The sequence below is a fragment of the Rhizobium sp. G187 genome, assembly GCF_051549525.1.
In the GTDB taxonomy this organism is placed as follows: domain Bacteria; phylum Pseudomonadota; class Alphaproteobacteria; order Rhizobiales; family Rhizobiaceae; genus Allorhizobium.
In genome coordinates, this window is sequence record NZ_JBPUGM010000003.1 from 649423 (window position 1) to 663430 (window position 14008).

A 14008-nucleotide genomic window follows, 5' to 3' on the forward strand; every position below is an offset into this window, starting at 1 on the left:
TAATTATGCAAGTGCATTAGTTTAGTGCAGGCAACGCTCCGATAGTTTGAGTTGTATGCCGGAATATCGCCCAGTCGGTGACGAAGTTGGCCCGGTCCAGGGTGCCGATGTCCTGCGCGTTGCCTCATATTTAGGCTTTCTATTTGCGTAAAAAAATATTCCAGTCGGTTTTGGTCCCCTGGCTCAAGCGATTTGATCGTCCCGTGCAGGAAAACTGCTTTGACCTCGTGGCGCATGACGCCTAACGAGCGGGGACGCGGCAAATGGGCCTTTGTCCCCTACCATTTGCCAATCCTTGATTAGCTCGAAAGCCATCATGACCCTGACCCGTCTCGCCCCCGTTCTTTTCGTTCTCCTGTGGTCGACTGGCTGGGTCAGTGCGAAATATGCGGATTTCTATGCAGATCCGCTGACGTTCCTCGTCATTCGCTATGCGTCGGCGATCGTGCTGTTTTACGCCGTCTGTCGGTTTGCCGGGGTGTCATGGCCGAAGGAGCGAAGTGGCTGGCTGCATGCGATCGCTTCGGGCGTGCTGCTACACGGGCTCTATCTCGGCATGGTCTGGTGGGCGATCGGGGAGGGCGTGCCGGCGGCCATGTCCGGGATCATTGCCGGCCTGCAGCCGCTGATGACAGCCGTTGCTGCCGGCTTTCTGGTTGGCGAAGATCTCAGCCTCACGCAGAAGATCGGTCTGGTTCTCGGCTTTTGCGGCATCGCCGTTGCTGTCCTGCCGAACGTGCTGGTGCTCGATGCGTCGGCGATCCCCGCTTATGCGGTGGCGGTCAATGTGCTGGCCATGACAGCCGTGACGGCCGGTACGATCTACCAGAAGCGTTTCCTCAAGCAGGGCGATCTTCGGGCGGTCGCAACCCTTCAATATGTGGGCGCGCTGCTCGTGACCCTGCCGGTGGCCTTTGTGCTGGAGGATATGCATGTCCAATGGGGGCTCGGCTTCTTCGCCGTGCTTGGATGGTCGGTGATCGGCATTTCGATGGGTGCGATCGCGCTCCTCTTGCATCTCATCCGCAAGGGCGATGTGTCGAAAGCCGCTTCGCTGATCTATCTCGTGCCGCCACTTGCGGCGATCGAGGCCGCACTGGTCTTCGGCGAGGCTCTGACGATGCCGATGATGATCGGCACCGTGATCGTCATGCTTGGGGTCTATCTCACCAATCGGGCTGGAGCAAAGCCGCAGGCTTGAGTGGCATGCTGGCCAGCCTGGTTCAGCATCCGGTGGATTACTGGCCGGACTGGGCCACGCGGCGGCGGTCGTTAGCCATCATGGCCAGCGCCTCGCCATAGGTGACGCAGGCGACGTCCGGCAGGTGGCAAACCTCAGACACCAGGCGCTCCATGGCGGTCCAGTAGGCGCCGCCGTTCATCTCGACGAAATGCAGGCCGATCTGGAGCGGAATGCGGTCACCGTCATACTGGTTGTCGAATGCGGCGCGGAAGGCCTTGTAGCTGCGCTCGGCAAACTCGTCGGACTTGCTTGGATGATCCATGCCGGCCGAATGACGGATGAAGAGATTGTAGTCCATGGCGATGATCTTGCGGCCTTTCGGTCCCTCGGGGATCAGTGGCAGGCCAAAGCGCGCGAGGCCCTTCTTGTCCTTCGGCATCAGCGGTGCATCGGTGACCGTGCTTGCATCGTAGCGATAGCCATGGGCCCGCTCGGCTTCGAACAGGCTCTCGGGGGCGGAGAGGTAGGGTGCGCGAAAGCCGGTAATGTCCGTGCGGACGAAATCGGCCCAGCCCTCCGGTTCACGATCAGTCAGGCCATTGTCCTTCCAGGCGTTGAGCATGACACGGTCGAAGCTGTCGAATTCCTTCAGCCAGTCCTCGCGGCTCCAGTCCTTGCCATCGAAATGGCCGCAGGTGTGGCTGGCGATCTCATGACCTTCGTTGTGGGCCGACCAGATGTGGTCAAGGCGGGTCGCGACGTCCTGAACGGTTGGGGCAAAGCCGATATTGGAGCGGGCCGCCTTCTTGCCCGGGGCCTTGTAGTCGCCGGCGCGCTCCCGTGGGATCAGCGTCGTGCAGGAGACGAAATAGGTGAATTTCGCGTCGCTGCGACGGGCAAAATCACGGCTTCGCTGCCAAAGGCGGTTGTCATGGGCGCCATCAAAGGAGACGAGCAGGATCTGTCGCGGCCGTGCCGCCGGCTTGCCGCCATCCGGTGCCGTCGTTTCGGCCAGGGCCGGCAGAGGCGACACGACCATGGGCGACAGGGCGAGAAAGAGGGCGAGGATACGCTTGAACATGAAAGACGGTCCCTACTCGAAATCGCGGCCAGCCCTGTCATTCAAATGCGGCGAAGCTTTGAACGCGCTGGAAATTCCAGTCGTGGGGCAGTAAGGCTTAGGCGCATTTCCACGAAAGGTTTTCGCAATGGCTCTTCTGATCCTCGGACTTATTCTCTTTCTCGCCACGCACCTGATCCGTGTCGTCGCCCCCGGCTTTCGGCTTTCGATGATCGATCGGTTCGGCGAGATGGGCTGGAGGATCATCAACTCGGTTCTCAGCCTGGTTTCGCTGATCGTGTTGATCTGGGGCTATGCCACAGCGCCCGTCGTCAATCTCTGGTTCCCGCCCATGGGCATGAACCATCTGACGACGACGCTGATGCTGTTTGCGATGATCTGTCTCGTGTCCGGTTTTCTGCCGGCCGGCTATATTGCCACCAAGACCAAGCATCCGATCGTGCTGGCGATCAAGATCTGGGCTGCCGCGCATCTGCTGGCCAATGGCGATCTGGCGTCGGTCCTGCTTTTCGTCGCGATCCTCGCTTGGGGCGTGGTCCTGCGCATCAGCTACAAGCGCCGGATGCGGGCTGGTGAAATCACGCCACGGCCCTTTGTTTCGGCTCGCTGGGATGCGATCTCTGTGGTGGTTGGAGTGGCCGTCTGGGCGCTGATCACCTTCTGGCTGCACGAAGTCTTGATCGGGGTTGCACCGCTTGCGATGTGATGGCTTGGCCTTTTGGCGGTTTTCCCCTTACAAGCGGGCAAAAATCGGCTAGAAGGCCGGCAATCACAAGACTGCATGTCAATGAGGGCCGGACGGTCAAGTCCGGGAATATGTATGGTTGACCAGAACGACAGCTTCATCCGCGAAGTGAACGAAGAACTCCGCTCGGACCAGGTGCGCAATGCCTGGAAGCGTTACAGCCGCATCATCATCGGCATTGCCGCACTGATCGTGCTTGGCACGGCCGGCCATCGGCTCTGGGACCATTGGGACACGACACAGGCATCCGGTGCCGGTGACAAGTTCATCGCGGCGCTGACGCTGGCCGAGCAGGGCAAGCGCGACGAAGCCGAGGCGGCCCTCAAGGCGCTGGAGCAGGAGGGTTTCGGAGCCTATGGCATTCTCGCCCGTTTCCGCGTTGCCTCGCTTGAGGCCGAAAAGGGCCAGCCTGCCGAAGCGATTGCCTCGTTCCGGACGATCAGCGACGACGCAAGCGTTCCGGTTGCCGTGCGTGACGCCGCCAAGATGCGTGCTGCATGGCTCTTGATCGACACCGGGTCCTATGCCGACGTTTCGGCCTTGGTCGAAGTGATGGCAACGCCGGCGCATGCCATGCGCAATAGCGCGCGCGAAGCACTCGGACTTGCCGCCTACAAGGCCGATGACATGCCGCGTGCGCGTGAATGGTTTGAACAGATCACTGAAGACGCGGAAGCCCCGCGCAATGTCGCCAACCGCGCCCAGATGTTGCTCGACAACATCAAGGCATCCGGCAAGGCGCCCTGAGACAACAAGGCCTGAAGGGCCGGAAAGCTAAGTTCCATGAGTTTCACAGTCGCCATCGTCGGGCGCCCGAATGTCGGCAAGTCCACGCTCTTCAACCGTCTCGTCGGTAAGAAGCTGGCGCTGGTCGATGACACGCCGGGTGTCACCCGCGACCGTCGCCCCGGCGACGCCAAGCTCGTGGACCTGCGCTTCACCATCATCGATACGGCCGGCCTGGAAGAAGCGGGCCCCGAGACGCTGGAAGGCCGCATGCGCGCCCAGACGGAAGCGGCGATTGACGAGGCGGACCTGTCGCTCTTCGTCGTCGATGCCAAGTTCGGCCTGACGCCGGTCGACAAGACGCTCGGCGAAATGCTGCGCCGTCGTGGCAAGCCCGTGGTGCTCGTCGCCAACAAGTCGGAAGCCAAGGGCTCTGATGGCGGCTTTTATGACGCCTATACGCTGGGTCTCGGCGAACCGGTTCCGATTTCCGCCGAACATGGCCAGGGCATGATCGACCTGCGCAATGCCATCGTTGAGGCGATCGGTGAGGATGTGGCGTTTCCGGAACCGGAAGACGTTGCGGAAACCGACGTGGTTCTGCATCCGACAGACGAGGACGGCGAAGACGACGAAGTCGAGCCCGAATATGACGACACCAAGCCGCTGCGCGTGGCCATTGTCGGTCGTCCGAATGCCGGCAAGTCGACACTGATCAACCGCTTCTTGGGCGAGGACCGGCTTTTGACCGGGCCTGAGGCCGGTATCACCCGCGATTCCATCTCGGTCGAATGGGACTGGCGCGGCCGGACCATCAAGATGTTCGACACGGCCGGCATGCGCCGCAAGGCCCGCGTTCAGGAGAAGCTCGAAAAGCTCTCTGTTGCCGATACGCTGCGCGCCATCCGCTTTGCCGAAACTGTGGTCATCGTCTTCGATGCGACCATTCCCTTCGAAAAGCAGGACATTCAGATCGTCGATCTCTGCCTTCGCGAAGGCCGTGCCGCCGTGCTCGCCTTCAACAAGTGGGATCTCGTCGAGGATCAGCAGGCGGTGCTGGCCGACCTGCGTGAAAAGACCGAGCGGCTCCTGCCGCAGGCTCGCGGCATCCGCGCCGTGCCGATTTCCGGCCAGACCGGTTACGGCCTCGAGAAGCTGATGCAGAACATCATCGACACCGACATGGTGTGGAACAAGCGCATCTCGACGTCGAAGCTCAACCGCTGGCTCGATTCGGTGACGACGCAGCATCCGCCACCGGCCGTGTCCGGTCGCCGTCTGAAGCTGAAATACATGACGCAGGTCAAGGCCCGTCCGCCAGCCTTCATGATCTCCTGCACGCGCCCCGATGCGCTGCCGGAAAGCTATGTGCGCTATCTGACCAATGGTTTGCGCGCCGATTTCCAGATGCCGGGCGTTCCGATCCGTATCCATTTCAAGGCGGGCGAGAACCCGTTCGAGGGACGGAAGAGGAAGCGCTAAAGCCTTCCATGCAACGTGTTGTCGCGGTTTTCCGTTTGGAGATGCGTCTTAACACAAGGTTTGAGATTATCCAGTGAACCCGCCTTCGCCGGATTTTCTTTTGGGTCTCGTCGGCTATTCCGCGGCCGGTGTGCCGCGGATCTCCGCTTCTGCCGGGCGAATGCCGAAGCGTTGCCGAAGGCCCCGCTTGCGGCGCTGCTCCTTGGCCTCCACGACATTGTCGAAGAACTGCTGTGTGGCCGCTTCCCAGGAATAGGTTTCGGCGAGGCGCCGTGCCGCCTGCGGCGAGGCTTCAAGCGCGGCGAGACAGGCCGTCTTCAGGTCGCGGTCCAGCACCCCGGCGGTCGAGCCGGCCGGGATGATGTCGATCGGGCCGGTCACCGGATAGGCGGCAACGGGAACGCCGGAGGCCAGCGCCTCAAGAATGGTATTGCCGAATGTGTCGGTCTTCGACGGAAAGACGAAGACATCGGCCTGTGCATAGGTGTTGGCCAGATCCTCGCCATGTTTGACGCCAGTAAACAGGATATGCGGATAGCGGGCCTGAAGCTCGGCGCGGGCAGGGCCGTCGCCGACCACGACTTTCGAGCCTGGCAGATCGAGATCCAGAAATGCGGGCAGGTTCTTTTCCAGCGCCACGCGGCCGACCGTCATGAAGATTGGCCGAGGCAGGCCAAACGGATTCTCCGCCTTTTCGCGTGGATGAAACAGGCCGGTGTCGATGCCGCGGCTCCACAGGCAGAGATTGTTGATGCCTTTGGCGGAGAGTTCCCGCCGCAGGCTTTCCGTTGCCACCATGCAGGCGCCGCCGCGATTGTGGAACCAGCGGACGAAGGCATAGAGCCAGCGGATCGGCAGGGGCAGGCGGGCGGCGACATATTCGGGAAAACGGGTGTGGTAGCTGGTTGAGAAGGGTTGGCCATTGCGGATGCACCAGCGCCTGGCCATGAGCCCGAGCGGGCCTTCGGTGGCGATATGCACATAGTCGGGCTTCTCAGCCTCGATCATCCGGCCGACCGTGCCCGGCCAGGCGAGCGACAGACGGATTTCCGGATAGGTTGGCATCGGAACGCTGGCAAAGGGCTCGGGCGTGATCATCGACACGTCGACACCCATCGCCTTCAATTCACGATTGGTGGTTTCGATCGATCGCACGACCCCGTTCACCTGCGGGTGCCAGGCATCGGTCACAATGGTCAGCTTCGGCATGACGTCTCCGCCTTCGTCCGAAACGCCGCTTGTGCGGCGATTCTGCCTGAAAATGGCTGTATCCCGCTTATGCGAGGGGAACATTACAGCTTCATGTCAGTCTCCCCGCCGGGCATGTTTGACATTCGTTGCGCAAGGCGCTTGCCTAGGGCGATGTTGGAACATGCCTCCCCGATTCCAGAGGAAGGAACTGCGCATGACGAAGAAATCCACGGTTGCCACCAAGACGAGCAATCCCGACTGGTGGCGCGGTGCCGTGATCTACCAGGTCTATCCGCGCTCGTTCCAGGATACGGATGGCGACGGGATCGGCGACATCAGGGGCATCATCCAGCGGCTCCCCTATATCGCCTCGCTCGGGGTCGACGCGATCTGGCTCTCGCCGTTCTTCACCTCACCCCAGGCCGATATGGGCTATGACGTCTCCGACTACTGCGATGTCGATCCGATGTTCGGCACGCTTGCCGATTTCGACGCGATGATGGCTGAGGCGCACCGGCTCGGTCTGAAGGTGATCATCGACCAGGTGATCTCGCATACCTCCGACCAGCATCCGTGGTTCAAGGAGAGCCGTACCAGTCGCGACAATGCCAAGGCTGACTGGTATGTCTGGGCGGCCGCGAAGCCCGACGGCACGGCGCCGAACAACTGGTTGTCTGTCTTTGGCGGCCCGGCCTGGGAATGGGACGGCGTGCGCAAGCAGTATTACATGCACAATTTCCTCGCCTCCCAGCCGGACCTCAACTTCCACAACAGGGACGTCCAGGATGCCGTTCTGGCGGCGACGAAATTCTGGCTCGACCGGGGCGTTGACGGGTTCCGCCTGGATACGGTGAACTACTATTTCCACGACAAGGAACTGCGGGATAACCCGCCGCATATGCCCGATAGCGAAGACGCCGGCCTCGATGCGCCTGACGTCAATCCTTACGGCATGCAGAGCCATCTCTACGACAAGACGCAGCCGGAAAACGTCGAATTCCTCAAGCGCTTCCGGGCACTGCTCGAGGAATATCCCGACCGCACGACGGTTGGGGAAGTCGGTGACGGCGCGCGTTCGCTGAAGACGGTTGCCGCCTACACATCCGGCGGCGACAAGCTGCACATGTGCTACACCTTCGACCTTCTCGGGCCGGATTTCACGCCAAGCCATATCCGCCACTGCGTCGACAGCTTCCAGAGACAGGTCAAGGACGGATGGGTCTGCTGGGCGTTTTCCAATCATGACGTGACGCGCCATGTCAGCCGCTTTATCGACAAGCCGGAAGAGCGCGGCCCGGTGGCCAAGCTTGCGATCAATGTGCTGGCCAGCCTGCGCGGCTCGATCTGCCTCTATCAGGGCGAGGAGTTGGGTCTACCAGAGGCGGAACTGACTTTCGAGGATCTGCGCGACCCCTATGGCATCCGGTTCTGGCCGGCCTTCAAGGGGCGCGATGGATGCCGGACGCCGATGGTTTGGGCAGCGGGCGAGCCGCAGGCGAGCTTCTCGACAGGAAAGCCCTGGTTGCCGGTGCCGGCAGACCATCTGCCGCTGTCAGCCGAGGCGCAGGAGGGGGACGAGAGCTCGGTTCTGTCGCACTACCGGGCGGTGCTTGCCTTCCGCAAGGCGCATCCGGCGCTGATCCAGGGCGACATCGAATTCCTTGCCACCAATGAGGACGTGCTCGCCTTTACCCGCTGCCTTGGCGAGGAGCGGCTGCTCTTTGTCTTCAACCTGCGCCGTGGCCCGCAGGATATTGCGCTGCCCCTCGGCAATCCGGTCAAGGATCGTATCGCCATGCCGGGACTGGCCGGAACCCTGGTTGACGGCGAAATCCAGCTCGGCCCGCTCGACGGTTTTTGCGCGCGGTTCTGATCGATTCAGGTGGCGGGGGCGGCTCAGGCGCCCTCGTCCGGGATGTTCAAGACATGGCCACAGGCCTTGCAGTGCACGGCGTCGGCGTCGTGCCGCTGGAGCCCGCATTCGGGGCAGGGAAAGGTCACCTTGTAGGGCCGGACGATCGCCTGGGCGAGGCGCACGAAGAGCGAGATGCCGATGATCATGGTGACGATCGAGGTTAGCTTGCCGAATGTGCCGGGAAGCGTGATGTCGCCAAAGCCGGTCGTCGTCACCGTGGCCACCGTGAAGTAGAGCGCATCGATGAAGCCGGTGCCGGCGTCTTCGGCATAGAAGAAGAAGGTGTAGACGAAGCCGGTTACCAGGAAGAGGAAGACGAAGAGGTTGATGAAGGCGGTGACCACGTCTCCCTGTTCGCGAAGGCCGAGCCGCCGCAACATCAGCTTGAAGACCGGCCTTTGCGCCACGGCCCAGATCCGGGCCACCCGCAGGAAGGCGAAGTTGAACAGCCATTGGGGAAACAGCAGCGTGGCAAGCACAAAGATGTCCAGCCAGGTCATGGGCCGGGAGAAATAGCGGCGAACCGAGCCTGAAGCTGCCCCTTGCGCTACCAGCTCAAGCGCGATCCAGGCGGCGATCAGATAATCTAGGACAAGATAGCTTGGCCGATCCCGCAGATAGGGGCCTGCGAGAAAGAAGGCGATGATCGCAAGATCGATTACCATCAAGGCAAACTGGAAGCGGATGGCCGCCAGGCCTTGTCCGTTGTAAAGGCGAGCAAGCCGCAGGCGAAGCGGCAGAGGGCGCGACGTCATGTCTTCTGGCATGGATCCTCTGATCTTGTCGGCATGCGGAATTTCCCCTGTCGGGGACACAGGGACGGTGGGTGATCGCGGGAACGTTTTGGTCTCCTTCAGGTTCCCGCAACCAGAATGATCCGGTCGATGGTGCATGTCCATCGGCCTTCTTTTTGCATCCTGTCCATTCGCCGAACATCAATTAGAGCGCGTAAACGGCGATAGACCCAGATATTGCCGATTGAAAGCGGCGCTGGTGGGCCGCGAAATGGCGCCTCTCCACGTGGACTGACAGGTTCGCCCCAATCCTCAGCCGATCAGGCGAAACTGATCGACATCCACCATGCCCTTGTCGGAAATCTTCAGGTGCGGGATGACCGGCAATGGCAAGAAGGCGACTTGCAGGAAGGGTTCTTCGAGAGTCGTTCCAAGGGCATAGGCCGCTTGTCTCAAGTGATGCAGCGTGTCGCGCACGCTCTCGTAGGGCTCGAGGCTCATCAGGCCTGCGACGGGGAGCGGGATCTCGCCCGTGACCTTGCCGTTTTCGACCACGACGAAGCCGCCCTTGATGTCTCCCAGCCGGTTGGCGGCGAGCGCCATGTCTTCTTCCGAGACCCCGACGACGCAGATGTTGTGGCTGTCATGGCCGACGGTCGAGGCGATTGCGCCCTTCTTCAGGCCGAAACCCTGGACGAAGCCGTTGGCATGATTGCCGTTCTTGCCGTGGCGTTCGATGACGGCGACCTTGATGAGATCGTTGTCCAGATCGACCGAGGTCTGGTTGCCGGAGGTCGGTAGGCGAAAGCGGCGGTGCTCGGTGATGATCTTGCCGGGCATCACGCCGATCACGGGTGTTTCGCCTTCGGCCACCGGCACGGCGAAATCGGCGGCCTTGACGATCCGTGCCTTGACGCTGTCGAGACCAACAGGGGCGACAGACTTGCGGGTCGCGAACAGTGCGTCGGTCACGCGACGCCCGGCCGAGAACACCATCTCGGCCTTGCAGTTTTCAAGGCTATCGATCACGACTAGGTCGGCCCGCCAGCCGGGGGCGACGAGGCCGCGGTCAAGCAGCCCAAATGCCCGGGCGGCAGAAATCGATGCGGCGCGATAGACGGCGAGCGGTTCGACGCCATGTCTGATCGCCTCGCGGATCAGATAGTCGAGATGTCCCTGTTCGGCGATGTCGAGCGGGTTGCGGTCGTCGGTGCAGAGCGCCAGGAAGGGCGAGAGCCGCTCGGTGAGGATGGGCATCAGCGCGTGCAGATCCTTCGAGACCGAGCCCTCGCGCACGAGGATGTGCATGCCCTTGCGGATCTTCTCCAGCGCCTCGGCTGCCGTCGTGCATTCGTGGTCGGTACGGATGCGGGCGGAGAGATAGCCATTCAGGTCGCGGCCCGAGAGCAGCGGCGAATGGCCGTCGATATGTCCGTCCTGGAAGGCTTCGAGTTTCGCCATGCAGATCGGATCCTTGTGGATCACCCCTGGGAAATTCATGAATTCTGCAAGGCCGATCACCTTGGGATGGTGGCGGAAGGGCAGGAGGCGCTCGATGGGCAGATCGGCGCCCGCCGTTTCGAGATGGGTGGCGGGCACGCAGGACGAAAGCTGGACGCGGATGTCCATGATCGTCTGTTCGGCCGAGTCGAGGAAAAACTGGATGCCTTCGGTGCCCAGAACATTGGCGATTTCATGCGGATCGCAGATCACGGTCGTCACGCCATAGGGCAAAACGCAGCGGTCGAATTCATGCGGGGTGACCAGCGAGCTTTCGATATGCAGATGCGTGTCGATGAAGCCGGGCACGACGATCTTGCCGGTGATGTCGATGACTTCGCGGCCTTCGTAACTCTCGACCGTGCCGACAATCGTGTCGCCGCAAATCGCGATGTCGGAGGCAACAAGTTCACCAGTGACCAGGTCGAAGAAGCGGCCGCCTTTCAAGACGATATCAGCCGGTTCGCGGCCTGTGCCCTGGTCGATGCGGCGTTCGAGGTTGGTCATGCGGCTCTCCGATTCTGTTGTTCCGTCCCACTGTAGCGAGTGCCGCCGGCAGAGGGGAAGGGCTGCACTCTCCGGGAGCCCGCCTCTTACACAGAAGACCCCTTCGCCGTAACCTCTGCCTCGAAGCGTTCATCAGTCGGTACGCCGAGGGCGACAGCCAATGCATTGGTCCGGCTTGCCATAGCAATGACCTGCAGGAGTTCGGCATGCATTGCCGGGGTCATGCCCTTGGCCTTGGCCGACGCCGTGTGGGAGTGAACGCAATAGGTACAGCCATTCGTCGCGGAAACTGCAATATAGAGCAGTTCCTTGACCAGCGGATCGAGTGCGCCAGGCGCCATAACGGTTTGCAGTCTGTCCCAGACGCTACGAAGCTCGTCCGGGTCATGGGCCAGCGCCCGCCAGAAGTTGTTGACGTAGTCGGTACCGCGCTTTTCGCGGATGTCGTTGAAGACGGCGAGCGCGTTCGCGCTCGCCTCCTCATCGCTCAGAAGGGGAAGAACGGCCATCGGGCGCCTTCCTTCAAACGAGGGCCAGGACGCGCGCCGGGCCGCCGGTGCCGCCCTTGTGCTTTGGCGCGCCGACAATGATGGTCGCGCCCTTGACCGGCAGTTCTTCGAGGTTGTTCAGGCATTCGATGCCGTAACGCCCCCCCGGAAGCCAGCTGTTATGCACGGCAAAATCTGCCGAATTGCCCGGGTCGAGGGACAGCGTGTCGACGCCGATCGCGGCCACGTCGAGCGTGGCGAGCAGGTCGGTCGCCGACTTGCCGAAGCCGGGGAAGGCGAATTTGCCGGCACTGTCATTGCGGAAGGAGGGATCCGCTACCTTCTTCGCCCAGCCGGAGCGCAAGGCGACGACCGCGCCCTTGGGGATCTCCCCATTGGCGCTGATCCAGGCCTCGACGTCTGCGGCTTCCAGGGTCGTGTTGGCCTCTTCCTTCGCCCGGTCGGTGATATCGATAATGGCAAGGGGGGCCACAAGTTTTTCCGGCTCGATCTCGTCGACGCTCTGGCCGTCGGCGCTGAAGTGGAGCGGCGCGTCGATATGCGTGCCGGTATGTTCGAAGATCGTCAGCTTATGCAGCTGGTAGCCGTTCTTGGCGAATTCCACGGCCCATTCATATTCGATCCCGGGCGTCCCGTCGAAGGTTGGGAAGGCGCCGTCATAGGCATGGGTGAGGTCGATCACCTTGCTCGGGCTCTGCTCGGCGAGCACCGGCTTTGCGATGCCGCCGGCGGTGACTGCGGCGCCGGCAACGGCCATGCCCTTGAACAGCGAGCGACGCGACAGCATGGTCTGCTTTACATTTTCCATCACGCAATGATTGCACATCCGATATTGCCCTCTCCATGTGGTTTGCACTTCAAGAGAGTATCGGATGGCGACGCGCCGACAAGCGGAAAGGTGGTCGCCGGATTGCGGGCGACAGCCGTCCCTCTGCGGCGATCCGCTCAGCGCTTGATTTGAACCGTTAAGCCGAAGCGCATGGCATCGCCCGCCGCCAGCGCCACCGTGTACGGCCGCTCGACGAGTTCCGCCGTGCCGCCGGCATGCGCCGCCATGCCGTGCCAGGGCTCGACGCAGAGGAATGGGGCACCGGGCTTCTGCCAGAGCGCAATATTCGGCAGGTTGTCAAAGGTGAAATGCAGGGTCGGGCCGCCCTCCGCACCGAAGCGCAGGCCGGTGCCGGCACCTTCGGGGAAGATCAGGGCATCCTTGTCGAACAGGGCATGGGTGAGCTCAAGCCTGCCCTTGCTGAAAGGCGAGTTCGGCAGGGTCTGGCCAATCAGGCCATCTTCCAGTTGCACGACACCCGGCTCGGCACCGTTATCCAGAATGATGTGATGCGTCCGGCCGTCGGCGCCCGGCAATGGCCAGAGAAAGGCCGGGTGAAAGCCGATGCCGAAAGGGAGCGGCGTGTCGCCGGTGTTTTCCACCGTCGCCATGACCGTAAGGCTGTCGTTTTCCAGGCGGTGCTCGAGCGTCAGGCGGAAATCGAAGGGATAGACCTCGCGCGTTTCCGCGGAGGAGGAGAGTTCATGGCGGCAGCTGGTCGCGCTCTGTTCCACCAGTTCAAACTCCCGGCGCCGGGCAATTCCGTGCTGCGCCATTGGATATGTCGTGCCGTTCACGGCCAGACGGTCGCCGGGCGCCTTGCCGACGATCGGAAAGAGGATCGGCGAGCGACCCGTCCACCAGGCGGCGTCGCCATTCCACAACCAGTCGCTGCCATCTGCCGACTTCAGTGACTGCATTTCGGCACCCAGTGTCGAGACTTCTACGGCAAGCGTTTCGTTGGCGATGCGAATCGTCTGGGGCATGGAAGATCCTTATTTGTTTGGCGCCATCCTAGTGTGCTTGCGCGTGGATCGCGACGGAAAATGGCAGCAACCTTGCGCTTGCTCCCTTATCCTTTGAGCTTCAACGCTTCCACCGGCAGTCCGGCCTCACGCCAGGCGGTGAAGCCGCCGTCCAGATGGCAGACGTGTTCCAGCCCCATTTCCAGTGCCGTCTTCGTCGCCAGCGCCGAGCGCCAGCCGCTGGCGCAGAAGAAAACGAAGCGCTTGTCTTCGGCAAAGACCGGCTTGTGATAGGGGCTTTCAGGGTCGATCCAGAATTCGAGCATGCCGCGCGGGCAGGCGAAAGCACCGGGGATCGTGCCTTCGCGCTCGCGTTCGCGTGGATCACGCAGGTCAACGAAGACCGTGTCAGCCTCTGCGTGCAGCGGGGCTGCGTCGTGCGGTGCAATGGCCTGCACCAGCGCATTTGCCTCGGCCAGCAAGTCCTTGTAGCCCTTTTTCATTTCGCGCTCCGCAGGTTCCTGTTTGCAGCAAGTCTAGCACGGGCGCCCCACCTGTCACGAAGGGGGGGGCTATCACAGCAGGATCGTTGACAGATCAATAGCTCGCTGGTTATAAGTAATCCATAGCTGTCGGGTTAT

13 protein-coding genes are annotated in these 14008 nt (G+C 61.8%); 5 read left to right on the top strand and 8 right to left on the bottom strand.

Annotated features, from left to right (window positions below):
- The first annotated feature begins 316 nt into the window (after positions 1–316).
- Positions 317–1201, top strand: a complete 885-nt coding sequence (locus ACSV9I_RS12275; protein ID WP_438329083.1) for a DMT family transporter — start codon at positions 317–319, stop codon at positions 1199–1201.
- 37 nt (positions 1202–1238) lie between these two features.
- Here ACSV9I_RS12275 and ACSV9I_RS12280 read toward each other — a convergent pair whose 3' ends face one another.
- Positions 1239–2264, bottom strand: coding sequence for a polysaccharide deacetylase (locus tag ACSV9I_RS12280; protein WP_438329084.1), 1026 nt, complete (start codon positions 2262–2264; stop codon positions 1239–1241).
- A 127-nt stretch (positions 2265–2391) separates the two neighbouring features.
- On the opposite strand from ACSV9I_RS12280, the gene ACSV9I_RS12285 reads away from it, so the two are divergent.
- The 3 genes from ACSV9I_RS12285 to der all read left to right on the top strand — a co-directional run bounded on the left by ACSV9I_RS12285 (position 2392) and on the right by der (position 5217).
- On the top strand, positions 2392–2970 hold the full coding sequence (locus ACSV9I_RS12285) for an NnrU family protein (protein WP_438329085.1): 579 nt from the start codon (positions 2392–2394) through the stop codon (positions 2968–2970).
- A gap of 114 nt (positions 2971–3084) precedes the next feature.
- Positions 3085–3756 carry a tetratricopeptide repeat protein gene (locus ACSV9I_RS12290; RefSeq protein WP_054157307.1) on the top strand — a complete coding sequence of 224 codons (672 nt, stop codon included), beginning with the start codon at positions 3085–3087 and terminating at the stop codon, positions 3754–3756.
- 36 nt (positions 3757–3792) lie between these two features.
- Complete coding sequence (gene der / locus ACSV9I_RS12295) at positions 3793–5217, top strand: ribosome biogenesis GTPase Der (RefSeq protein ID WP_438329086.1); 1425 nt, start codon at positions 3793–3795, stop codon at positions 5215–5217.
- Positions 5218–5331: 114 nt separating this feature from the next.
- Here the strand turns inward: der and ACSV9I_RS12300 are convergent, their stop codons facing one another.
- Positions 5332–6426: a glycosyltransferase family 4 protein gene (locus ACSV9I_RS12300; RefSeq protein WP_438329087.1), complete on the bottom strand. Its 1095-nt coding sequence runs from the start codon at positions 6424–6426 to the stop codon at positions 5332–5334.
- A gap of 196 nt (positions 6427–6622) precedes the next feature.
- Here ACSV9I_RS12300 and ACSV9I_RS12305 point away from each other — a divergent pair, with 196 nt between their 5' ends.
- Complete coding sequence (locus ACSV9I_RS12305) at positions 6623–8281, top strand: alpha-glucosidase family protein (RefSeq protein ID WP_438329088.1); 1659 nt, start codon at positions 6623–6625, stop codon at positions 8279–8281.
- Positions 8282–8304: 23 nt separating this feature from the next.
- On the opposite strand, the gene ACSV9I_RS12310 is transcribed toward ACSV9I_RS12305, so the two are convergent.
- The 6 genes from ACSV9I_RS12310 to ACSV9I_RS12335 all read right to left on the bottom strand — a co-directional run bounded on the left by ACSV9I_RS12310 (position 8305) and on the right by ACSV9I_RS12335 (position 13870).
- Positions 8305–9078 carry a potassium channel family protein gene (locus ACSV9I_RS12310; protein ID WP_438329089.1) on the bottom strand — a complete coding sequence of 258 codons (774 nt, stop codon included), beginning with the start codon at positions 9076–9078 and terminating at the stop codon, positions 8305–8307.
- A 291-nt stretch (positions 9079–9369) separates the two neighbouring features.
- Positions 9370–11064, bottom strand: a complete 1695-nt coding sequence (ade, locus tag ACSV9I_RS12315) for an adenine deaminase (RefSeq protein ID WP_438329090.1) — start codon at positions 11062–11064, stop codon at positions 9370–9372.
- Positions 11065–11150: 86 nt separating this feature from the next.
- Entirely contained in the window at positions 11151–11573 is a 423-nt protein-coding gene (locus ACSV9I_RS12320; RefSeq protein ID WP_438329091.1) for a carboxymuconolactone decarboxylase family protein, read from the bottom strand.
- 13 nt (positions 11574–11586) lie between these two features.
- Positions 11587–12399 carry a cyclase family protein gene (locus ACSV9I_RS12325; RefSeq protein WP_438329092.1) on the bottom strand — a complete coding sequence of 271 codons (813 nt, stop codon included), beginning with the start codon at positions 12397–12399 and terminating at the stop codon, positions 11587–11589.
- A gap of 119 nt (positions 12400–12518) precedes the next feature.
- Positions 12519–13388 (bottom strand): aldose 1-epimerase family protein, encoded by an 870-nt coding sequence (locus ACSV9I_RS12330; RefSeq protein ID WP_438329093.1) that lies wholly within the window; start codon positions 13386–13388, stop codon positions 12519–12521.
- Between the two features lie 86 nt (positions 13389–13474).
- The gene (locus ACSV9I_RS12335) at positions 13475–13870 is read right to left on the bottom strand and encodes a rhodanese-like domain-containing protein (protein WP_438329094.1); all 396 of its coding nucleotides are present in this window, start codon (positions 13868–13870) and stop codon (positions 13475–13477) included.
- Between the last annotated feature and the right edge of the window lie 138 nt (positions 13871–14008).

Coding starts and splice junctions, on each gene's coding strand:
- ACSV9I_RS12275 (WP_438329083.1), top strand. CDS start 317: ATGACCCTGACCCGTCTCGCCCCCGTTCTTTTCGTTCTCCTGTGGTCG.
- ACSV9I_RS12280 (WP_438329084.1), bottom strand. CDS start 2,264: ATGTTCAAGCGTATCCTCGCCCTCTTTCTCGCCCTGTCGCCCATGGTC.
- ACSV9I_RS12285 (WP_438329085.1), top strand. CDS start 2,392: ATGGCTCTTCTGATCCTCGGACTTATTCTCTTTCTCGCCACGCACCTG.
- ACSV9I_RS12290 (WP_054157307.1), top strand. CDS start 3,085: ATGGTTGACCAGAACGACAGCTTCATCCGCGAAGTGAACGAAGAACTC.
- der (WP_438329086.1), top strand. CDS start 3,793: ATGAGTTTCACAGTCGCCATCGTCGGGCGCCCGAATGTCGGCAAGTCC.
- ACSV9I_RS12300 (WP_438329087.1), bottom strand. CDS start 6,426: ATGCCGAAGCTGACCATTGTGACCGATGCCTGGCACCCGCAGGTGAAC.
- ACSV9I_RS12305 (WP_438329088.1), top strand. CDS start 6,623: ATGACGAAGAAATCCACGGTTGCCACCAAGACGAGCAATCCCGACTGG.
- ACSV9I_RS12310 (WP_438329089.1), bottom strand. CDS start 9,078: ATGACGTCGCGCCCTCTGCCGCTTCGCCTGCGGCTTGCTCGCCTTTAC.
- ade (WP_438329090.1), bottom strand. CDS start 11,064: ATGACCAACCTCGAACGCCGCATCGACCAGGGCACAGGCCGCGAACCG.
- ACSV9I_RS12320 (WP_438329091.1), bottom strand. CDS start 11,573: ATGGCCGTTCTTCCCCTTCTGAGCGATGAGGAGGCGAGCGCGAACGCG.
- ACSV9I_RS12325 (WP_438329092.1), bottom strand. CDS start 12,399: ATGTGCAATCATTGCGTGATGGAAAATGTAAAGCAGACCATGCTGTCG.
- ACSV9I_RS12330 (WP_438329093.1), bottom strand. CDS start 13,388: ATGCCCCAGACGATTCGCATCGCCAACGAAACGCTTGCCGTAGAAGTC.
- ACSV9I_RS12335 (WP_438329094.1), bottom strand. CDS start 13,870: ATGAAAAAGGGCTACAAGGACTTGCTGGCCGAGGCAAATGCGCTGGTG.